This window comes from Allocatelliglobosispora scoriae, assembly GCF_014204945.1.
In the GTDB taxonomy this organism is placed as follows: domain Bacteria; phylum Actinomycetota; class Actinomycetes; order Mycobacteriales; family Micromonosporaceae; genus Allocatelliglobosispora; species Allocatelliglobosispora scoriae.
In genome coordinates this window covers 2,168,378-2,189,503 of record NZ_JACHMN010000002.1, presented here as the reverse complement: position 1 = coordinate 2,189,503, position 21,126 = coordinate 2,168,378, and the positions used below count along the sequence as shown (strand labels likewise).

General features: G+C 69.4%; 19 protein-coding genes and 1 riboswitch. Of the genes, 14 read left to right on the top strand and 5 right to left on the bottom strand.

Features of this window, described 5'->3' with window-relative positions; translation table 11 throughout:
- The first annotated feature begins 51 nt into the window (after positions 1–51).
- The 11 genes from mnmA (at position 52) to F4553_RS15405 (ending at position 13,066) form a co-directional block, all read left to right on the top strand.
- Complete coding sequence (gene mnmA / locus F4553_RS15455) at positions 52–1,122, top strand: tRNA 2-thiouridine(34) synthase MnmA (RefSeq protein ID WP_184836610.1); 1,071 nt, start codon at positions 52–54, stop codon at positions 1,120–1,122.
- Complete coding sequence (locus F4553_RS15450; protein ID WP_184836608.1) at positions 1,122–2,102, top strand: methionine synthase; 981 nt, start codon at positions 1,122–1,124, stop codon at positions 2,100–2,102. Before mnmA ends, F4553_RS15450 begins: the two co-directional genes overlap by 1 nt.
- Positions 2,103–2,248: 146 nt before the next feature.
- Positions 2,249–4,381, top strand: a complete 2,133-nt coding sequence (gene ligA / locus F4553_RS15445) for an NAD-dependent DNA ligase LigA (protein WP_376776219.1) — start codon at positions 2,249–2,251, stop codon at positions 4,379–4,381.
- 196 nt (positions 4,382–4,577) lie between these two features.
- Positions 4,578–6,743, top strand: coding sequence for a putative bifunctional diguanylate cyclase/phosphodiesterase (locus F4553_RS15440; RefSeq protein WP_221469904.1), 2,166 nt, complete (start codon positions 4,578–4,580; stop codon positions 6,741–6,743).
- A gap of 42 nt (positions 6,744–6,785) precedes the next feature.
- Positions 6,786–7,085 (top strand): Asp-tRNA(Asn)/Glu-tRNA(Gln) amidotransferase subunit GatC, encoded by a 300-nt coding sequence (gene gatC, locus F4553_RS15435; protein ID WP_184836606.1) that lies wholly within the window; start codon positions 6,786–6,788, stop codon positions 7,083–7,085.
- A gap of 1 nt (position 7,086) precedes the next feature.
- Positions 7,087–8,559, top strand: coding sequence for an Asp-tRNA(Asn)/Glu-tRNA(Gln) amidotransferase subunit GatA (gene gatA / locus F4553_RS15430; protein ID WP_184836604.1), 1,473 nt, complete (start codon positions 7,087–7,089; stop codon positions 8,557–8,559).
- Between the two features lie 9 nt (positions 8,560–8,568).
- Positions 8,569–9,852 (top strand): AAA family ATPase, encoded by a 1,284-nt coding sequence (locus F4553_RS15425; RefSeq protein WP_184836602.1) that lies wholly within the window; start codon positions 8,569–8,571, stop codon positions 9,850–9,852.
- Between the two features lie 20 nt (positions 9,853–9,872).
- Positions 9,873–10,454, top strand: coding sequence for a DUF4276 family protein (locus F4553_RS15420; RefSeq protein WP_184836600.1), 582 nt, complete (start codon positions 9,873–9,875; stop codon positions 10,452–10,454).
- A gap of 209 nt (positions 10,455–10,663) precedes the next feature.
- Positions 10,664–11,416: a DNA repair protein RecO gene (recO, locus tag F4553_RS15415; RefSeq protein ID WP_184836598.1), complete on the top strand. Its 753-nt coding sequence runs from the start codon at positions 10,664–10,666 to the stop codon at positions 11,414–11,416.
- 9 nt (positions 11,417–11,425) lie between these two features.
- Complete coding sequence (locus F4553_RS15410) at positions 11,426–12,235, top strand: isoprenyl transferase (RefSeq protein ID WP_184836596.1); 810 nt, start codon at positions 11,426–11,428, stop codon at positions 12,233–12,235.
- A gap of 177 nt (positions 12,236–12,412) precedes the next feature.
- Positions 12,413–13,066 carry a DUF1345 domain-containing protein gene (locus F4553_RS15405; protein WP_184836594.1) on the top strand — a complete coding sequence of 218 codons (654 nt, stop codon included), beginning with the start codon at positions 12,413–12,415 and terminating at the stop codon, positions 13,064–13,066.
- A gap of 82 nt (positions 13,067–13,148) precedes the next feature.
- Here the strand turns inward: F4553_RS15405 and F4553_RS15400 are convergent, their stop codons facing one another.
- The 4 genes from F4553_RS15400 to F4553_RS15385 form a co-directional block, all read right to left on the bottom strand.
- Positions 13,149–13,601, bottom strand: coding sequence for a cupin domain-containing protein (locus tag F4553_RS15400; protein ID WP_184836592.1), 453 nt, complete (start codon positions 13,599–13,601; stop codon positions 13,149–13,151).
- A 115-nt stretch (positions 13,602–13,716) separates the two neighbouring features.
- Positions 13,717–14,472, bottom strand: a complete 756-nt coding sequence (locus tag F4553_RS15395; RefSeq protein WP_184836590.1) for an energy-coupling factor transporter transmembrane component T family protein — start codon at positions 14,470–14,472, stop codon at positions 13,717–13,719.
- Positions 14,469–15,809: an ABC transporter ATP-binding protein gene (locus F4553_RS15390; protein ID WP_184836587.1), complete on the bottom strand. Its 1,341-nt coding sequence runs from the start codon at positions 15,807–15,809 to the stop codon at positions 14,469–14,471. Before F4553_RS15390 ends, F4553_RS15395 begins: the two co-directional genes overlap by 4 nt.
- Before the next feature lie 4 nt (positions 15,810–15,813).
- The gene (locus F4553_RS15385; RefSeq protein WP_184836585.1) at positions 15,814–16,392 is read right to left on the bottom strand and encodes an ECF transporter S component; all 579 of its coding nucleotides are present in this window, start codon (positions 16,390–16,392) and stop codon (positions 15,814–15,816) included.
- Between the two features lie 99 nt (positions 16,393–16,491).
- A riboswitch (TPP riboswitch) is annotated at positions 16,492–16,595 on the bottom strand.
- 78 nt (positions 16,596–16,673) lie between these two features.
- Here F4553_RS15385 and F4553_RS15380 point away from each other — a divergent pair.
- From F4553_RS15380 to F4553_RS15370, 3 genes are all read left to right on the top strand, one after another.
- Complete coding sequence (locus tag F4553_RS15380; protein ID WP_184836583.1) at positions 16,674–17,687, top strand: permease; 1,014 nt, start codon at positions 16,674–16,676, stop codon at positions 17,685–17,687.
- A 127-nt stretch (positions 17,688–17,814) separates the two neighbouring features.
- A complete protein-coding gene (locus tag F4553_RS15375; RefSeq protein ID WP_184836581.1) occupies positions 17,815–18,552 on the top strand; it encodes a TIGR03943 family putative permease subunit in 738 nt (245 codons plus the stop codon).
- A gap of 76 nt (positions 18,553–18,628) precedes the next feature.
- Complete coding sequence (locus F4553_RS15370) at positions 18,629–20,524, top strand: acyl-CoA dehydrogenase family protein (protein ID WP_184836579.1); 1,896 nt, start codon at positions 18,629–18,631, stop codon at positions 20,522–20,524.
- A 54-nt stretch (positions 20,525–20,578) separates the two neighbouring features.
- Here F4553_RS15370 and F4553_RS15365 read toward each other — a convergent pair whose 3' ends face one another.
- Positions 20,579–21,103, bottom strand: coding sequence for a YcxB family protein (locus tag F4553_RS15365; protein WP_184836577.1), 525 nt, complete (start codon positions 21,101–21,103; stop codon positions 20,579–20,581).
- Positions 21,104–21,126: the final 23 nt, after the last annotated feature.

Sequence of the window (21,126 nt, the reverse complement as noted above, 5' to 3'; positions counted from 1 at the left end):
CGAATATCGGCCGTGCGGAGGCGGGCGAGGGTGGGCGGGTAGGCTGGGGCGGTGCGAGTGCTGGCGGCCATGTCTGGGGGAGTGGACTCGGCGGTGGCGGCTGCCCGGGCGGTCGACGCCGGGCATGACGTGACGGGAGTGCACCTGGCGCTCTCGCGTAATCCGCAGTCCTACCGCACCGGCGCTCGCGGCTGCTGCTCCCTGGAGGACTCCCACGACGCCCGGCGCGCGGCGGATGTCCTCGGGATCCCGTTCTACGTCTGGGACATGTCGGCGGAGTTCCAGGAGGACGTGGTCGACGACTTCATCGCGGAGTACAAGGCGGGGCGTACCCCCAATCCCTGCCTCCGCTGCAACGAGAAGATCAAGTTTGCCGCGGTCCTGGACCGCGCCATGGCGCTCGGCTTCGACGCCGTGGCGACCGGCCACTATGCCCGGCTCGGCCCCGACGGGCTGCTGCGCCGGGCAGTCGACCCCGATAAGGACCAGTCCTACGTGCTAGGTGTCTTGACCAGGCAGCAGCTCGACCACTCGATCTTCCCGCTCGGCGACTCCACCAAGACCGAGGTGCGGGCCGAGGCGGCTCGCCGAGGCCTGGCCGTCGCCGCCAAGCCCGACAGCCACGACATCTGCTTCATCGCCGACGGCGACACCCAGGGCTTCCTGCGCAAGCACCTCGGCGACGAGCCGGGCGAGATCGTCGACACCGACGGCAATGTGCTCGGTGGCCACGACGGCGCCTACGGCTTCACCGTCGGCCAGCGCAAGGGCCTCGCCCTCACCCGTCCGGCGGCGGATGGGCGCCCGCGCTACGTGCTCTCGATCACGCCGGTGACCAGGACCGTCACCGTGGGCCCGGTGGAGGCGCTGGACGTCGGCACGGTCACGGCCGACCGTCCGGTGTGGACCGTCCCGGTCGCCGAGACGATCGAGGCGCAGGTGCAGTTGCGCGCGCACGGCGAGCCGGTGCCCGCCACCGTCCATGCCGACGGCGCCACGCTCACCGCCACGTTGCACCGTCCGGTGCGCGGCATCTCCGCAGGTCAGTCCGTGGTCGTCTATCGGCCCGAGTCTGACGGCGACGTCGTTCTCGGTTCCGCGACGATCACCGGCGCCCGCTGATGGCCCGCTGGCCGCGCGCCTCCGCCACCGGCATCGGCTCGCTGCCCGGCCTCGACATCGTCGACGCGGTCAAGCTCGTCGCCGACGAGCTGCCCGATCTGCCCTACCTGCCGGAGCTGCCTAATCGGGGCATCGGCGCCGACATGATCGGCCGGAGCGCCGCGGTTCTCATCGACATGCCGGTCGAGCTCTACGTCTCGCGCTGGCAGATCGCCTCCCGCCCCGGCAAGGACCTGCGCCGGGCGCTGGACCTCTGGGACCGCGACCTCGACGCGCTGACCGAGCAGTTCGCGGGCTATGCCGGCCCGCTGAAGCTCCAGATCGCCGGTCCGTGGACCCTGGCCGCCTCGCTCCAGCTGCCGATCGGTGGCGCGCTCCTGCGCGACCACGGTGCGGTGCGCGACCTCGCCGTCTCGCTCGCCGAGGGCATGCGGCTGCACGTCGCCGATGTCCGCCGCCGCGTTCCGGGCGCGGAGATCCTGCTCCAGGTCGACGAACCGTCACTGCCCGCGGCGATGGCGGGCCAGATCAAAACCGAGAGCGGTCTGGGTACGCTGCGCGTCGTCACCGCCGACCGGGCCAGCGAGACGCTGCGGACCCTGATCGAGGCGGTCGGTGCCCCGGTGATCCTGCACTGCTGCGCCGCCGACCCGCCGATCGAGATCGCCGTCCGCTCCGGTGCCGCCGCCATCGCGGTCGACCTGTCCCTCGTCAAGGACCTGGACCCCCTCGGCGAGGCGATCGAGGCCGGCCTGGACGTGATAGCCGGAGTGGCTCCCACGACGGGTCCGCCGAAGCCCGCCGCGAAGCTGGCCGAGGAGGTGGAGCAGGTCTGGCGCCACCTGGGCTTCCCCAAGGCGATGCTCCCCGAACGGGTGGCGGTCGCCCCCACCTGCGGCCTGGCCGGTGCCACCCCGTCGGCGGCGAAGGCGATAACGATCTCCTGCCGCGAGGCGGCCCAACGCCTCTCCGACGACTAACGACCCCGCCCCATAATTCGCGTTGATCAAGGGAAGACTCGCCGCATATCGGACACCCGAGATGGTGAGTCTTCCCTTGATCAACGCGAATTATGGGCTGGCCAGGCGGGCGGAGAAATGTCGTACCGGCGGGTTAGATTTCTCGGGTGACTGGGGCTGAGACGGTGATTGTGGATACGGCGTCCGGGGACGAGTTCGATCGGGCCCGGCGGCGCGTCCTTGAGCTGACCTTGCAGATCGAGGAGCACCGGCGGCGCTATTTCGAGCTGGACGCGCCCGTCGTCTCCGACGCGGATTACGACCTGCTCATGCGCGAGTTGCAGCAGCTGGAGGCCGACCACCCCGAGCTCGTCTCGCTCGACTCGCCGACGCAGCAGGTCGGCGGCGCCGCCTCGACCACCTTCGCGTCGGTGCAGCACGCCGAGCGGATGCTGAGCCTCGACAACGCCTTCTCCGATGAGGAGCTGGCGGGCTGGTTCGAGCGGGTCGAGCGCGATGCCGTGAGCAAGGTGACCTACCTGTGCGAGCTCAAGATCGACGGGTTGGCGATCAACCTGACCTACCGCAAGGGGCGGCTGGTGCTCGCGGCGACCCGTGGTGACGGCCGGGTCGGCGAGGATGTCACCGCCAACGTGCGCACCCTCGCCGACGTGCCCAAGACGCTCAAGGGCGACGACATCCCCGACCTCGTGGAGGTGCGGGGGGAGATCTTCTTCCCGACCGCCGGGTTCGCCGATCTCAACGCGAGCCTCGTCGCGGCGGGGGAGCGCCCCTTTGCCAACCCGCGCAACGCTGCGGCCGGCTCCCTCCGGCAGAAAGACGCCTCGATCACGGGTTCGCGCCCGCTGCACCTGACCGTGCACGGCATCGGTGCCCGCGAGGGTTTCGCCCCCGAGCGCCAGTCGCAGGCCTATGAGCAGCTCAAAGAGTGGGGCCTGCCCACGAGCGAGCAGTGGCGGGTGCTCGACAGCCTCGACGAGGTCCGCGAGTTCATCGCCTACTACGGCGAGCACCGGCACGACCTGACCCACGACATCGACGGCGTGGTCGTCAAGGTCGACGAGGTGCCGATCCAGGGCCGGCTGGGTTCGACGAGCCGGGCGCCCCGGTGGGCGATCGCCTTCAAATACCCGCCCGAGGAGGCGACGACCAAGCTGCTCGACGTGGCGGTCAACGTCGGCCGCACGGGCCGCGTCACGCCTTACGCCGTGCTGGAGGCGGTGCACGTCGGTGGCGTCACGGTCACCAGCGCGACGCTGCACAACCAGAGCGAGGTGGCGCGCAAGGGCGTGCTCATCGGCGACACGGTGACGATCCGCCGCGCGGGTGACGTGATCCCCGAGGTGCTCGGCCCGGTCGTCGACCTGCGCGACGGCACCGAGCGGCCCTTCGTCATGCCGACGGTCTGCCCCGAGTGCGGTTCGGCGCTCGCGCCCAGCAAAGAGTCCGACATCGACATCCGCTGCCCCAACACCCGGCTCTGCCCGGCGCAGCTGCGGGAGCGGATCTTCCACCTGGCCGGGCGCAGCGGTCTCGACATCGAGGTGCTGGGCATGAAGTCCGGGGTGGCGCTGCTGGAGAGCAAGGTGATCACCGATGAGGGCGACCTCTTCGGGCTCACCATCGACGACCTCGCGGCCTGCCCCTTCTTCGTCAACCAGAACGGTTCACTCTCGACCAACGCCAACAAGCTCCTGCTCAACCTGGAGGAGGCGAAGCGGCGTCCACTGTGGCGGGTGCTCGTGGCGCTCTCGATCCGGCACGTCGGCCCGACCGGGGCACAGGCGCTCGCGGCGCAGTTCGGTTCGATCGACGCGATCGCGTCGGCGAGCGTGGAGGAGCTGTCGGCGGCCGAGGGGGTCGGCGGCATCATGGCCGAGTCCGTGATCGAGTGGTTCACGGTCGACTGGCACCGCGAGATCGTGGAGAAGTGGCGCGCGGCCGGGGTGCAGCTGGAGGAGGAGCGGATCCATGACGACTCGCCCAAGCCCTTCACCGGATTGACCTTTGTGATCACCGGCACGCTGGATCGCTTCACTCGTGATGCCGCCGGCGAGGCCGTGACGTCGCGGGGTGGCAAGGTCACCGGATCCGTCTCCAAGAAGACCAGCTACGTCGTCGTGGGTGATTCCCCGGGCAGCAAGTTCGAGAAGGCGCAATCGCTGGGATTGACGATTCTGGACGAGGCCGGATTCGAGCGGCTGCTGATCGAGGGGCCGGAGATTCCGCAGCTAGAGGCCGCTTCTACGCAAGATTCCGACGAAATTGCGCAAGGCTGAGTGGAAGAGTCCACAAAGCCGGAATTTGTTCTGGCGTGTCGTGGCTGATTTGATCCACACCAGAAGAATTACGGTCACGATGATCTATTGCGAATAGGTCACGGCGTGTCCTGGGTCGGGCAACAATGGTTGGTCGGTCATAGGGTGGAGTCACGCTACCGAGGTGCCGATGACACCGGCGCGCAGGAGGTGGGCAATGGGGACCACGACGCTGCGCCCGGGTGCTGGGGAGGCACTCCGGAACAGCGCCCCGACCAGGGGTTCTGGACGGTTCATTGGTTATGTCGTGATCGTGGTGGTTCTCGCCGCCACGCTGCTCGCCATCCCATGGGTCCGGATCACCCCCGACACGCGCGAGGTGACGCTCGCCTTCTGGCTGATGGCCGGGCTCGCCCTCGCCGGCGACGCCTGGCCCTTCAGCCCGCCGACGATGCGCCGGATGAGCTCGGCGGTCTTCCCGTCGACCTGCTTCGCCTTCGCCATCCTGCTCACCGTCGGGCTGGGCCCGGCGGTGGCGGTGCAGGCGGCGGCCGTGGTCGTCTCGTCCTGGCGGATGCGGCACAAGGCCTGGCGGGCCATCTTCAACATCGCGCAATACTCGATGGCCCTCTCCCTCGCCGCTGTGGTGCTGCGCTTCAACGACGGGATGATCGGCGCCCTCGTGGGTGCGGCGCTGTGGTTCCTCACCGCGTACGCCTCCACCGCCGCCGCCGTCTGGCTGCGCTTCGGCGGCCGGTTCTGGCAGATCTTCGCGGGACCGCTCGTCCCCGAGGCGCTCACCACCGGTGCGCTGCTGCTGCTCGGCACGATCCTGGCCGCTGCGTCGGAGATGAACCCGCTGCTGGTGCCACTCGCGATCGTGCCGCTCGTCGCGGTGCAGCGGCTCTCCGTGCTCTCCAGCGAGCAGAGCCGGCTCGCCCGCGTCGATTCCCTGACCGGCCTGGTCAACCGCAAGGTCCTGCTCGCCGAGGTGGCCGCCGCCGCGATCGACCACGCCCGGTCCGCCGACGGTGAGAGCCGGGTCTTCGCCCTGCTCCTGCTCGATCTGGACCGCTTCAAGAACGTCAACGACGCCCTCGGGCACGCCGTCGGCGACCGGCTGCTCGTCGCCGTCGCCGATCGGCTGGCCCGGGCGGCCCGCCCCGGCGACCTGGTGGCCCGCCTCGGCGGCGACGAGTTCGCGATCGTGGCTCCCCGGCTGTCGGGCGCGGAGCAGGCCCGCGCGGTCGCGGCCAACGTGACCAGGGCGCTCGCCACCCCGGTCACCCTCGACGGGCTGCCGCTCGATGTCAGCGGGTCCGTCGGCATCGCGCTCTACCCCGAGCACGGGCGGGATTTCGCCACGCTGATGCGCCACGCCGATGTCGCGATGTACGACGCGAAGCACCGGGGCGACGGAGTCGCCGTCTACGCCCCCGAGTCCGACCACAACACGCCCCGGCGGCTCGCGCTCGTCGGCGACCTGCGCCGAGCCCTGGAGTCGCCCGACGGCGGCGGCCTCTGCATCCACTACCAGCCCCAGATCGCGATCGACTCCGGCGAGATCGTCGGCGTGGAGGCCCTGCTGCGCTGGCAGCACCCGGTCTTCGGCCAGGTCGACCCGGAGGAGCTGATCAAGGCAGCAGAGCCGAGCGCGGTGATGCGGCAGCTCACCCGCTGGGTGCTGGACCAGACGATCACCCAGCTCGCGACGTGGCGGCCGATGGCGCTCAAGCTGCGCTGCGCGGTCAACGTCAGCGTCCGTGACCTGCACAGCGACGACATCGTCGAGCACATCACCGAGCTGCTGCGCACCCGCGGGGTCACCGCCGACCAGATCCAGCTGGAGATCACCGAAGAGGCCCTGATGGCCGATCCGCATCGCGTACTCATCACGCTGGGGCGCCTCGACCGGCTCGGCGTCGCGATCGCGCTCGACGACTTCGGCACCGGCTACTCCTCGCTGCAGCACCTTCGCCGCCTGCCGCTCGCCGAAGTGAAGATCGACAGGTCCTTCGTGCTGGGCATGACCGACGATCCCGACGACGCCGCGATCGTCCGCTCGATCATCGAGCTCGCCGGTGCGCTCGGACTGCGGGTCGTCGCCGAGGGCGTCGAGGACGAGAAGATCTGGCGGCTGCTGCACGAGGCCGGTTGCGAGGTCGCCCAGGGCTGGTTCTACGCCCGGCCGATGGCCGCGGCCCAGCTGGTCGACTGGATGTCCCGGACCACCGTCCCCGGCGCGCGGCAGCTCACCCGCCCCGCGACGCCCACCGCACCGCGCCGGCCCGAGCCCGAACCCGAGTGGCCCGCCGACACCGACGTGTCACCCGGGCCGCAGTTGGCCCGGGCCGCTGGTGAGCCTGTCGAGTCAGACAAATAGACTCGGCAGGTCTTCCATCCGCACCTGTCTCAAGGGGGCATCATGGCCGCCATCTCCCGCGAAGAGGTAGCGCACCTCGCGCGCCTATCGCGGCTCGCCGTCACCGAGCAGGAGCTGGACGTTTTCGCCGGTCAGCTCGATGTCATCCTCCAGTCGGTGGCTCGCATCGGTGACGTCGCAGCCGGGGACATCCCGCCCACGTCGCACTCGGTGCCGCTGACCAACGTGCTCCGCGAGGACGTCGTCGTGCCGGGGCTCACCCGCGAGGAGGCGCTCTCCGGAGCACCCGACCAGGCTGAGAACCGCTTCCGCGTCCCGCAGATCCTGACCGAGGAGGCCTGAGATGTCGCTCACCACGAAGACGGCCGTCGAGCTGGCGGCACTGATCGCGTCCGGCGAGGCGTCGGCGGTGGAGGTCACCCAGGCCCACCTCGACCGGATCGCCGAGGTCGACGGCCGGGTGCACGCGTTCCTGCACGTCGACACGGATGGCGCACTCGCAGCGGCCCGCGAGGTCGACTCGCGCCGGGCGGCCGGTGCTGAGCTGGGCCCGCTGGCGGGCGTACCCATCGCGGTCAAAGATGTGATCGCGACCAAGGGCGTGCCGACGACGGCCGGGTCCAAGATCCTGGAGGGGTGGCGCCCGCCCTACAACGCGACGCTGGTCGAGCGCTTGCGCGCGGCCGGGACCGTGATGCTCGGCAAGACCAACATGGACGAGTTCGCGATGGGCTCCTCCACGGAGTATTCGGCTTACGGCCCCACCTTCAACCCGTGGGACCTCACCCGGATCCCCGGTGGTTCCGGCGGTGGGTCCGCTGCGGCTCTCGCCGCCTATGAAGCGCCCATCTCCATCGGTACGGACACCGGCGGCTCGATCCGGCAGCCGGGCGCCGTCACGGGGACCGTCGGTGCGAAGCCGACCTATGGCGGCACGTCCCGCTACGGGCTGGTCGCCTTCTCCTCCTCGCTCGACACGCCGGGCCCGTGCGCGCGCAACGTGCTCGACGCGGCGCTGCTGCACGCGGCGATCGCCGGGCACGACCCGCGCGACTCGACCTCGATCCCGGCCCCGGTGCCGGACGTGGTCGCCGCCGCTCGTCTCGGCGCCTCCGGCGACCTGACCGGTGTGAAGATCGGCCTGGTCCGCGAGTTCTCCGGCGAAGGCGCCGAGTCCGGCGTCATGTCGGCGTTCACCGAGACGGTGGAGGCGCTGACGAAGCTCGGTGCCGAGGTCGTCGAGGTCTCCTGCCCGCACTTCCAGTACGCGCTGCCCGCCTATTACCTGATCGCGCCGAGCGAGTGCTCGTCCAACCTGGCCCGCTTCGACGGCGTCCGGTTCGGCCTGCGTGTGGGTGACGACGGCAACCGCTCGCTGGAGGAGGTCATGTCTCTGACCCGCGAGGCCGGTTTCGGCCCCGAGGTGAAGCGCCGCATCATCCTCGGCACGTTCGCGCTGTCGTCGGGCTACTACGACGCCTACTACGGCCAGGCGCAGAAGGTCCGCACGCTGATCACGCGGGACTTCACCTCGGCGTTCGAGCAGGTGGACGTGCTGGTGTCGCCGACGACGCCGTTCACGGCGTTCGAGCTGGGTGCGCGGACGGCCGATCCCTACCAGATGTACCTGGCGGACCTCTACACGATCCCGACCAACCTCTACGGCGGTCCGGCGATCTCGGTCCCCTGTGGACTCTCGGACGGGCTGCCGGTCGGATTCCAGGTGATGGCACCGACGCTCGCCGACGACCGGATGTACCGGATCGCCGCAGCGGTCGAGTCCGTCATCGGGGTCCTGACGCCGCCCGCGCTGTAGGTTGTCGCTGTGCTGACGCGGATTGAGATCGACGGGTTCAAGACGTTCCGGGATTTTTCGCTGGACGTGCCGCCGTTCTTGGTCCTGCTCGGCCGTAATGCAAGCGGTAAGTCGAACCTCTTCGAGGCCCTCCAATTCCTGCGGGGGGCCTCGGAGGGGAATTTGTCCGACGCGGCGAAGCAGGTGCGCGGCGGTCTGGACCAGTTCTTCCACCGTTACGCCGACGGCACGACCATGGATACGGCCAGCTTCGCCGTTGAACTCTCCGTTCCGGAGACCGTCAAGGACGAGCTGGATGCCGATGCCCCCGTGCTGCGGACCCGCCTGCGGTACGAACTGGTCGTTGGAATCGTGGACAGCCATAGCGGCGGGCGTTCGTTGGTGCTCAGGGGCGAGTCCGTGTCGGCGATCTCGGCAGACGGTGAGGTCATCGAGCCGCTGCTCAGCCAGGATGAAGTGACGCGCCAATTCATCCTGACACGGCGGGACAGGGGTGAGGCTCACGTAGGCGGCCCGCTACCCGTTCGATCGGTCCTGTCCACCATCACCAGTGCCCCGGTCTATCCAGAGCTGGTGGCACTGCGCCAAGTCTTTTCCCGGTGGATGACAGCACAGATCGAACCAGATTGCGTCCGCGAGCCGAGCAGCTACGACGACGAGCGCGAGCCGATGACCCCGAGGGGCGCCAACGTCGCCAACGCACTTCGCCGCCTGGCGGTTGAGACCGGAACCATCGACCGGCCCGAGGGCGTCTTCAACGACCTACGTTCGGAACTGCATGCTGTCGTGCCGGACATCATCGATCTGCGAATCGAGGACGACCCGAAGCGCCGTCAGCGAGATGTGGTCTTCACCGATCGCAGCAGGCAGTCCGTGCCGGCGGTCGCGGCATCCGACGGAACGCTCAGGACTCTCGGCTTGCTGACGGCGGTTCACGAGAATCGGGGCGGCCTTGTCTGTCTGGAGGAGCCGGAGAACGGCATTCATCCTCCTCATCTGGTGAACCTGCTGGAGATCATCGGCGAACGCGTGCGGCGATCCGAGGTCGACCGGATGCCGGTGCAGGTGTTGTCGTCGACTCACGCTCCTGTGGTCGCCAAGGCGCTGACCGGGACCGATCCGTTGCGCCCATCTGTCGTTGTCTTCGTCGATGTCGTCTCAAGGGTGGGCGGCGGCGGCCCGGCGAGCAGGGTGTCGAAGATTCTCAGGCTTCCCGAGGACTCGACGTCGGCTGCTGAGCCGAGGATGACCAAGAGCGAGTGGCGGAGGTATCTCGCTGCGGGTGAGCGGTGAAGGTGAGATATCTGCAGACCGTGCTGATCGCGGAGGGATCCTCAGACTGCTACTTCCTTCCCGGCGTGCTGAGCAGAGGGCTGGAGAAGCTGATTCAGGACTGCCCGTCGCACGTGGATGTGCAAGAGGTCGAGCAGTACAGCCTGTACTCGATCGCTGACCATGCCGATCTGCGCCGCAGTCTCGAATCCGACGGAGGCGACTACGACTTGATCTTCGTCCATCGGGATTACCGGAAAGCCGACGAGTGGTTCCACTCGTTCTTTCGTACGCTTGAGCCGTTGGGCCTTCGCAATGTGGTCAAGGTGATCCCTGTCCAGACCACCGAAGCGTGGATGCTGGCTGATGGCGATGCCCTGCGAGTCGCCTCTGGCTCCTCTGGGCTGAGTGATCGGCAGTTGGGCGTCCCTCGACGCCCCTCGGAGGTTGAGCGGATCCCCGCACCCAAGACCCTGGTTCAGGGCCTGCTTCCAGACACGAAGTCGCACTACAACCTGCTGGCGGAAAACATCAGGTTGGAGCAGTTGGAGCAGGTTCCGTCATACCAGAGATGGGCGCAAGACACCCGTGCTGCTCTATCGAGCTTGGGATTCATGCGCTGAACCGGGGACGGCTGAAACGGGCGATCGGGGTGGCTTGTCCGGGCGGACGAGCCACCCCGATCTCTGTGGGGCGGGTGGGGCGTCGTGGGCCGGCGGAGGGCGCCACCGGATCCGCAACAGCATCGCACCGATTGATTGTTTCCGGAAGATTGTTGATCAAGTATTGGTAGGCGTAAAGCTCTGTCGGGGGCACAGGGCAGAATGAGCTCGTGCCCGGGATGCGACGACCACTCTTCCGCGATGACGCGGTCGTCCTCCGTGCGCAGAAACTCGGCGAGTCCGACCGCATCGTCACCCTGCTCACCCGCAGACACGGCCGGATCAGGGCTGTTGCCCGGGGCGTCCGCAAGATGACCTCGAAATACGGTGCCCGGCTCGAGCCCTTCGGCCACGTCGACGTCCAGTGGGCGCAGGGGAGCGGGCTGCACACGGTCTCCCAGGCGGAGGGGATCAGCCTCTTCGGCAAGCACTTCGTCGAGGACTACTCGCGTTACACGACGGCGTCGGCGATCGTCGAGACGGCCGAGCGGTTGAGCCCGGAGGAGGGCGAGCCGACGCTGCGGCTGTTCCAGCTCACGCTGGGGGCGCTGCGGGCGCTCTCCGTCGGCGATCACGCCACCAGCCTGGTGCTCGACGCGTTTCTGCTGCGGGCGATGGCGGAGGCGGGCTGGGCACCGGCGCTCACCGCCTGTGCGGTCTGTGCCAGCCCGGGCACGCACCGGGCTTTCTCCGTACCGGCCGGGGGTGTGGTGTGTTCCAACTGCCGACCGCCCGGCGCGGGCCATCCCAGCCCGGCCACCCTCGACCTGATGATCGCCCTGATGGGGGGCGACTGGTCGGTCGCCGACGCGGCCGCGCGCGCGGAGGGGCGGGAATGTAGCGGACTTGTGGCGGCGCACTTGCAGTGGCACCTGGAAAGAGCGCTACGCTCGCTGCCGTTGGTTGATCGAGGAGAGCGGTAAGCAGTGATTATGTCCCGGCAGTCCGTGAGGGCACCGAAGGCGCCAGTCCCGCACGTGTCCGGCGCCCGTCCGCCCGCGCTGCCCAAGGATGCCCTGCCCAAGCACATCGCCGTCGTGATGGATGGCAACGGCCGCTGGGCCAAGGACCGTGGCCTGCCCCGGACCAAGGGCCATGAGCAGGGCGAGCACTCACTCTTCGACGCCATCGAGGGCGCGATCGAGCTCGGCATCCCCTACCTGTCGGCATATGCCTTCTCGACGGAGAACTGGAAGCGGTCGCCCGAGGAGGTCCGCTTCCTGATGGGCTTCAATCGCGACGTGATCCGGCGGCGCCGCGACCAGCTCGTGGAGTTGGGTGTGCGGGTGGTCTGGTCGGGGCGGCGCGGGCGGCTCTGGAAGAGCGTCATCGACGAGCTGGAGACGGCGCAGGCGATGAGCAGGCACAACTCGACGTTGACGCTGCAGTTCTGCGTCAATTACGGCGGGCAGGCCGAGATCGCCGATGCCGCAGCCGCGATCGCCCGCGATGTGGCGGCCGGGCGGGTCAAGCCTGACAAGATCAATGAAAAGCTCTTCTCGCGCTACCTCTACCACCCCGAGGTGCCCGAGGTGGATCTCTTCCTGCGCCCGTCGGGGGAGCAGCGCACCTCCAACTTCCTGCTGTGGCAGAGCGCGTACGCCGAGATGATCTACCTCGACGTGCTCTGGCCGGATTTCGACCGCCGCCACCTGTGGTATGCGTGCGAGCTCTACGCCCAGCGTGACCGCCGCTTCGGCGGCGCGCTGCCAAACCCGGTCGCGCCAGCGATCGGGTCATGACACAGCTCGGTCGCGCCAGCGATCGGGTCATGACACAGCCCGGTCGCGCCGGCGATCGGGTCATGACACAGCCGGGTCGTGCCGACCATCGGGCCATGACGCGGCCGGTCGCGCCGACCATCGGCTAGCATTTCCGTCGTCCGGGACAAACCGGACACAGGGTGCACGGGGGTGGTCATGTCGCAGACGATCGCCACCGTCCGACGGCAGGTCGGCGCGCTGATCTTCCGGGCCACCGAGGTGGTGCTCGCCGTCGGCGGCTTCGCCTTCACCGTCTTCGGCGGCGACACCTCCGAGTCCCAGGTGCTGTTTCTGCTGCTCTGGAGCACCGTCGCGATCACCTATCTGATCATCGGCGGTTTCCGGATCCGGCGGCAGCGCCTCAGCGATCCGAATGTCCCCGAACCGGCGCCGCCGCAGTGGAGCGCGGTGCTGCTCGGCCGCCGCTTCAGCTTCTTCTTCACAGCGGCCGCCAGCCTCACCGGTCTCGGTGCTGCCCTCGATGTCCTCGGCGACTCCGACAAGGACGAGTACACATCGCTCATCACCGGCCTCGGTGTCGTCGTGATGGTCGCCGCGTGGATGCTGCTGCACCTCGGCTACGCGCGCTTTTACGCCCAGTGGACCGAGTGGCGGTTTCCGGCCTGCCCGCACCCGAACGTGGTGGACTTCCTCTACTTCTCGTTCACGCTCGGGGTCTCCTTCGCCGCGTCCGACGTCGAGGTGCAGAGCCGGGCGCTGCGCTGGCACGTGATGGTGCACAGCGTGATCAGCTTCTTCTACAACGCGATCGTGCTGGCGATCGCGGTCGGCATCGTGACCGGCAAGTAGCGCACAGCCTGTAGCCCCGGTCTCGCAAGATCGCCGCAACTCTTGAAGAGTTGGTCCCATACATCGCGCGTGATCGCGAGCGCTACAGCGAGGTCGTGTTGTAGCGCGCTCGGAGTTCGGCGAGGTCGGCCGGGGTCGGGACGTGGCCCGACATGACCATCTCGTGGACGTCGCGGAAGTAGGCCTCATAGCCCGCGGGCCGGAACAGGCCGATCAGCTTCGCCTCGGCGTCGGAGGTGTTCCGGAAGCCGTGCGCCACCCCGCTCGGTACGGAGACCGTGCCACCCGCACCCACCACCCCGACCGCCGGTTCCCCATCCGTGACCAGGTCGAACGTCACCTCGCCGGTGATGATGACGAACTCCTCCGCGTGCCCGTGATGGATGTGCGGCGAAGCGCCGGTGGAGCCTGCGGGCAGCGTGAACTCCACGATGGAGAGCTCACCGCCGGTGTCCTCGCCGCGCAGCCGGATCAGCACCTCGTTGGTGACGACCATGAGCCGTTCGATCGGACCTGGATGGATCACAGCAGTCATGCCGTGATGATCCCACCGACCGGAGGAGCGGGGCCGACCCGTCTTAGGACCAACTCTTGAAGAGTTGCGGCGATCTTGGGCAGGCGAGCGGTGGGCCAGCGGTGGTCAGCGGTGGTCAGCGGTGGGTGATCAGGGCCACCGCTGCCGCCAGTACGGTGCCGGCGGCGAGGAAGAGCCAGTCCGACCGGCTGAACGGCATCGGGCGCGCCACGCTGCGGGGCAGCCCGGCGTCGAAGCCCCGGGCGTCCATCGCGGTCGCGAGCCGGGTGCCCCGCCGGATCGCGCTGACGAGCAGGGTGAACGCCGTGCTCGCGAAGGTACGCAACCGGGCGATCGGATTGAGCCCGGCATCGATGCCGCGCGCCCGCCGAGCCATCGCGATCAGCCGCCACTCGTCGCTGAAGAGCCCGACCAGTCGAAACGCTGCGAGCGCACCGATCGCGAACCGGGGCGGCGCCTTCGCGTGCTGCATCAGCGAGTCGGCGAGGTCGGTCGGGTCGGTGGTGCTGAAGACCAGGACGCTGGGCAGCGCGACGGCGATGAGCCGCAGGGCGAGCGAGACGGCGTTGTCCAGGACCGTGGTGGTGATGAGCAGCGGGCCGACGTGCAGCAGGACGTCGCCGGACCGGTCGGCGGCGAAGAGCGCCAGGGAGAAGATGACGGTGGCGGCCCCGAGCAGCGCGGGCCAGGCGCGCCGGAGCAGCGTCCACGGCGCGATGCCGAAGAACGGCGAGAGCAGCAGCGATACGCCGATCACCAGGCCGAGGGCGAGCGGGTCGCGGGAGGTGAGGACGGCGATCGACAGGATCAGCACCGCACCGATCTTCGCGACCGGCGCGCGCCGGGCCAGCGGTGCCCGGGTGCCGGTCATGACTGCCGCGCCGGAAGGGCCAGGTGGCGGTCGGCGAGCGATCCGACGACGTCGGGATCGTGGGTGACGGCGACGATCGCGTGGCCGTCGTCGCGCAGCCCGGCGAGCATGCCGATCAGCTCTGTCCACGTACGACGGTCCTGCCCGAAGGTCGGCTCGTCCAGGATGAGCGTCCTCGGCCGCGCCGCGAGCGCCGTCGCGACGGAGAGCCGCCGCGCCTCGCCACCGGAGAGGGTGAACGGGTTGGCACCCGCGAGGTGGGCCAGGCGCAACCGCTCCAGCAGCTCGTCGACGCGTTCCGGCGCGGTGCCGCCGAGCGCCAGCTCCGCCCGTACGGTCGTCGTCGCGAACTGGTGCTCCGGGTTCTGGAAGACCGACCCGATCCGCTCGGCCAGGAGACGCGCGCGCCAGCGCCGCGGTTCCCCCTCGGGGGTACGCACCACCCCGCCGCTCGGCTTCGTCAGCCCGCCCAGGGCCAGGGCCAGGGTGGACTTGCCGCTCCCGTTGGGCCCGGTGATCGCCAGCGCCTCGGCGGCGTGGATCTCCAGATCGGCGTAGGTGATGTCGCGGATCCGCAACGCCGATGTCGAGATCACCGTGTCGCCGGGCGTCGTCCGGCTGGGAAAGACCGGCACGGACCGCCCCGGCACCCAGACCCCGTCGGCGGCGAGCTCGTCGCCGAGCGGGCCGTCGAGCAGGGCGGGCGGGCCGTCCGCGCGAACTCCGCCACCGGGGCTGAGGACCACGACGCGGGTCACGAGCTCCAGCACCTCGGCGATGCGGTGCTCGATCAGGACGACGGTGGTGTCGGCGTCGACCGCGTCGCGCAGCGCGGCCCGGACCAGCGCGGCACCGGCCGGGTCGAGGTTGGCGGTGGGCTCGTCGAGGAGCAGCACCTCCGGACGGGGGGCGAGCGCTCCGGCCAGCGCCAATCGCTGCTGCTCGCCGCCGGAGAGGCTGTCGGTGGACCGGTCCCGGCCGTAGGGGAAGCCGACCCGGCCGAGCAGCTCGTCGACGCGGGGCCACAGCTTCTCGACGGGCCAGCCGAGGTTCTCCAGGCCGAAGGCGACCTCGTCGCCCGCGCGGGACATGACGAGCTGCGCCTGCGGGTCCTGGAAGACGATGCCGGTGTGCCCGGCGACGGTCAGGGTCCCCTCGGACTCGCCCGAGTCACCGGGGAGCAGCCCGGCCATCGCGTGCAGCAGTGTGGACTTTCCGGCACCGGAGGGGCCGAGCAGCAGCACCCGTTCGCCGCGAGCGATCCGCAGGTCGACGCCCCGGATCGCCCACGCACGACGGCCGGCGTGACGCCACCCGTACCCCTCCAGTGTTATCAAGGGTTTAGACCAGCTCGCGTGAGCGGCCCGACGGGAAGCGGTCGAGCACGCCCGCGGAGGACAGTCCACGGGTGAGGCCGAGGCCGCCGAGGCCGGCGATGACGATGGTGCTGGCGATGACGAGACCGAAGTAGGTGACCTGCCAGGAGACCTGCCAGTCGGCGTACCAGTAGAAGAGGTCGAGCCCGGCCGCCGCGGCGCCGGTCAGGACGGAGGCGAACGCGGCCTGGGGGAGGCCGAATTTCTTGTAGCCGGACGCGGCGTAGCCGAGCTCACCGGCGAGGCCCTGGGCCAGGCCGTACCAGAGAACCGTGATGCCCCAGCCGGTCCCGAGCAGTGCCGACACCGTCGCGGCGATGAACTCCGTGTAGAGCGCGGCGCCCGGCTTCTGGATGATCAGCGGAGCGAGGACGGCGGGCAGCAGCCACACCCCGTAGATGAGGGCGGCGGCGGGCTTGAAGGTGCCGAAGAGGACCTCTCCGGGTCCGTTCCAGAGCAGGCCCCAGGCCCAGAAGATCACGCCGAAGACGACGGCGAGGATCGAGGCGACGACGATGTCGACGGTGCGCCAGCGAGTGTTCATGATTTGCTCCAGGTTCGAGGGGTGCGGAACCAGGAGAAGACGCACGCCATGTCCGGATTATCCTGCTGACGGAGTCAGCCGGAGATCAAGACATGGCGCGATAACTGAGAATCGACTCCCTGCGCTGGCATTACCCAGATCAGGTTCGAGGGTCTGCGGCTGGTGCCGCACTCTCAGCGCTTCGCGCTCCCCTGTCGGATGTTCACTTGTGCCGCGAGACTACACCCGCTCGCGGGCGGTAAGTTGTGTCGGTCGGCACATCGAAGGGGCGAGATTCGACCGTGGCACTTCTCGAAGCACCCCCGCGGGGCACCGATGCCCAGCCGCCGCGGCGTGGCCTGTTCGACGGGCGGATCGGCTCCGTCGAGGTGCTCGCCGTCGTGCTCGTCCTGCTCGTCGTCTTCCGCTCGCGGGTCGCCGATCTCCTCTCCGGCCCGCAGATGTCGACCTGGACCACCGTCTTCGTCTCGGTGATGCTGCAGGCGACACCGTTCCTCGTCTTCGGGGTGGCGCTCAGTGCCGTGATCGCGGTCTTCGTGCCACGGTCCTTCTGGGCGAAGGCGCTGCCCAAGCACCCGGCCCTCGCCGTACCGGTCGCGAGCTGCGCGGGGGTGATCCTGCCCGGTTGCGAGTGCGGCTCGGTGCCGATCGCGGGCTCGCTGATCCGGCGCGGGGTGACTCCGGCCGCCGCGCTCGCGTTCCTGCTCGCCGCGCCCGCGATCAACCCGATCGTGCTGACGGCGACGGCGATCGCCTTCCCCGGCAAGCCGGGCATGGTGGTGGCGCGCGCGGTCGTCAGCCTGATCGTGGCGATGGTGATGGGCTGGCTCTGGATCCGGCTGGGCAAGGCCGAGTGGATCCGGATGCCCGCCCGGCCCGAGCTCGACGGGCTCTCCAAGCCCCGGGCCTTCTGGGCCGCGTGCCGGCACGACATCATCCACGCCGGGGGCTTCCTGGCGCTCGGTGCCGCTGCCGCCGCGACGATCAACGTGGTCGTGCCGGAGCGGTGGATGCTCACCGTCGCCGACCAGCCGGTGCTCTCGGTGCTCGTGCTGGCGCTGCTCGCGGTGCTGCTCAGCATCTGCTCCGAGGCGGACGCGTTCGTGGCGGCCTCGCTGTCGCAGTTCTCGCTGACGGCGCGGCTGGCGTTCCTCGTGGTCGGGCCGATGGTCGACCTCAAGCTGATCTCCATGCAGGCCGGGGTCTTCGGCCGCCGGTTCGCCGCCCGGTTCGCCCCGACGACCTTCCTGGTCGGCGTCGGTCTGGCCGGCCTGTACGGCTGGCTGTTCCTATGACCAAGATCGGCGCAACTCTTCAAGAGTTGGTGTTACTCGCGCCCCGCGCGATAACACCAACTCTTGAAGAGTTGCGCCTACGCGGTGAGCCGACAGCTCGCCGCTGCGACACGAGAGCGGGTGCACCGTGAATCGGCAGGCTCAGGCTGTGGTGATGGTGCTGCTCGGCGGGGCGATCCTGAAGGTCACGCTGATCGGCGACGTCTACCTGCGGTATGTGAAGGAGGGGTTGCGGCCCTTCCTCATCCTCGCCGGGATCGTGCTGCTCGCGGCTGCGGTGATGACGCTCTACTACGAGTTCCGGCACGGCACCGTCGTGGACACCGAGTGCGCCGACCACGATGACGAGCACGACCACGCGAAGCACGCCGAACCGAAGGCCGGATGGATGATCATCGGGCCGGTACTCGGGCTGCTGCTCGTGGCGCCGCCCGCGATGGGTGCCTACGCGGCCGGCCAGGCGGGGACCGCCCTCTCCGCCGTCGCCGAGTCGGACTTCGCACCGCTGCCCGCCGGTGATCCGGCCGAGATCAGCGTGCTCGACTACGCCTCACGGGCGATCTTCGACAACGGCGTCTCGATGAGGGGCCGGCAGGTCAAGCTGACCGGCTTCCTCACCACCGGCGCCGACGGCCGGCAGATCCTGGCCCGCATGATCCTCTCCTGCTGCGCCGCCGATGCCCGGCCGATCAAGGTCGCCTTCGCCGGGGACGGACCGACCGGGCTCGCCGACGATTCGTGGGTCGAGATCGTGGGTAGCTACAGCGACAAGGTGTCGGTGGACGACGTCAACGGCGAGAAGATCCCCTTCATCGACGTGGCCGAGTGGCGACAGGTCGACGCGCCCAAACAACAGTACGAGTAGACGCTCACCGATACGGCCCTACCGACGGGTAAGGGGCGGCGGTAGGGTGGTTGAAGGACCCTACCGGGGGTGTGCGATGACCGCTACAGAGCAGGCACCTACGCACGTCGACGCGGCACAGGCCAGGCAGGTCGCCGAAGCCGCCCGCGAGACCGAATGGCGCAAACCGAGCTTCGGCAAGCAGCTCTTCCTGGGCGACTTCCGGCTCGACCTGATCAATCCGTGGCCGCAGTCCGACGCCGAGCACCAGCGCCGGGCCGACGAGTTCCTGCCCAAGCTCGAAGCCTTCCTCGCCGAGCACGTCGACGGGGCGCAGATCGAGCGCGAGGCGTGGATCCCCGACGAGGTCTTCGCGGGCCTCGCCGAGCTGGGCGCCTTCGGCATGAAGATCGCCCCGGAGTACGGCGGCCTCGGCCTGTCCAACCTGCACTACTGCCGGGCGCTGGGGCTGGCGGGATCGGCGAGCGCTGCTCTCGGGGCGCTGCTCTCGGCGCACCAGTCGATCGGCGTACCCCAACCGTTGAAGGAATTCGGCACCGAGGACCAGAAGCGGCGGTTCCTGCCGCGCCTGGCCCGGGGTGAGGTCTCGGCGTTCCTGCTGACGGAGCCGGACGTGGGTTCGGACCCGGCGCGGTTGCAGACGACCGCGACCAAGGTCGAGGGCGGCTACAAGCTCAACGGCGTCAAGCTCTGGGCCACCAACGGCACGGTCGCGACCCTGCTGGTGGTGATGGCGAAGACCGGCAAGTCGATCACCGCCTTCATCGTGGAGTCGGAGGCCGACGGCGTCACCGTCGAGCGGCGCAACGCCTTCCTCGGCCTGCGCGGCCTGGAGAACAGCGTGACCAGGCTGCACGACGTCTTCGTCCCGGATGAGGACGTCATCGGCGGTGAGGGCCGAGGCCTGCGGATCGCGCTCGCCACGCTCAACACCGGCCGCCTCTCGCTGCCCGCGATGTGCGTCTCGGCCGGAAAATGGTGCCTCAACGTGGGCCGCCGCTGGGCCGCCGAACGGGTCCAGTGGGGCGCGCCGGTCGCCGAGCACGAGGCGGTCGCGAGCAAGCTCGCCTTCATCGCGGCCACGACCTACGGCATGGAGTCCATGGTGGACCTGTGCTGCATGCTCGCCGACGACGACCGCAACGACTTCCGCATCGAGGCCGCGATCAGCAAGCTCTACGGCTCGGAGAAGGCCTGGACCGTCGCCGACGAGCTGATCCAGATCCGAGGCGGGCGCGGCTATGAGAGCGCCACCTCGCTCGGTGCGCGGGGGGAGAAGCCGCTCGCCGCCGAGCAGCTCCTGCGCGACCTGCGGATCAACCGGATCTTCGAGGGCTCGACGGAGATCATGCACCTCTTCATCGCCCGCGAGGCGGTCGACAAGCACCTCGCCGTCGCGGGGGACATCATCGACCCCAAGGCACCCCTGGGCCGCAAGGCGAAGGCCGCGCTGCGGGCGGCGGGCTTCTACGCCCGCTGGCTCCCCACGCTCGTCGTGGGTCGCGGCACGTTCTGGGGCTTCAGCTCCTTCGGCCCGTTGGCGACCCATCTGCGGTACGCCGAGCGCGCCTCCCGCCGCCTCGCCCGCTCCACCTTCGCCGGGATGGCCCGCTGGCAGGGGAAGCTGGAGCGCAAGCAGGGGTTCCTCGGTCGGGTGGTCGACATCGGCGCGGAGCTCTTCGCGATCAGTGCCGTCTGCGTCCGGGCGCACCACTCGGGCAATCCCGCCGAGGTGGAGCTGGCACAGCTCTTCTGCAGCCAGGCGAGGCTGCGCGTCGACGACCTCTTCCACGCGTTGTGGCACAACACCGACGCCACGGATGCGCGGGCGGCGGCCTTGATCACCGAGGGCCGATACGACTTCCTGGAGTCAGGCGTGCTCCCGCCCCCGGACCAGGGCGAATGGGTCTCGACCTGGCAGCCCGGCCCGTCCGAGCTCCCCGACGTCCGCAGGCGCCTCCCGCACGTCTGAGCTGCCACCGCAAGATCGCCGCAACTCTTCAAGAGTTGCGGCGATCTTCATGCTTCATGGGGTCCAGGACGGGGTCGCGTCGTGTTCGTTGAGGAACATCGCGGCGGGCAGGCTGCGCTGCGGCAGGTGCCGGATCAGCGTGACGGTCTGCTCGGTGGTGAGCGCCGATCGGGGCACGTCCCAGAACTGCGTCTTGCCCACCCGCAGGATCAGCGCCGCGTCGCAGAGGTCCACGGAGGTGAAGACGCTCCAGGCGAACTCGCTGCTCGCCGTCTCCGACCGGTAGACGACCGTCTCGTCGTCGAAGGTCATCGCCTGCGGGGCGTACCAGTGGGGCGGCATCCGGCGGCCGGCCCGGCCTGCGGTCAGCGCGGCGAAGAGCAGCAGCAGCGCGCCGACGTATGCGAAGACGGCGCCGACGAGAGGGCTGTGCAACGTCTTCGTGACGAAGAACGGCACCGACAGCAGGATGAGCGCCGAGCCCAGCACGACGCGCAGCCCCGTGACCCGGCGGCACAGGTATTTGAAGAGCGCAACCGCGTAGGCACGGTCCCGGGTGAAGGTGAGCTCGATTCGCATGATCGCAAACCTTAGTGCGTCCG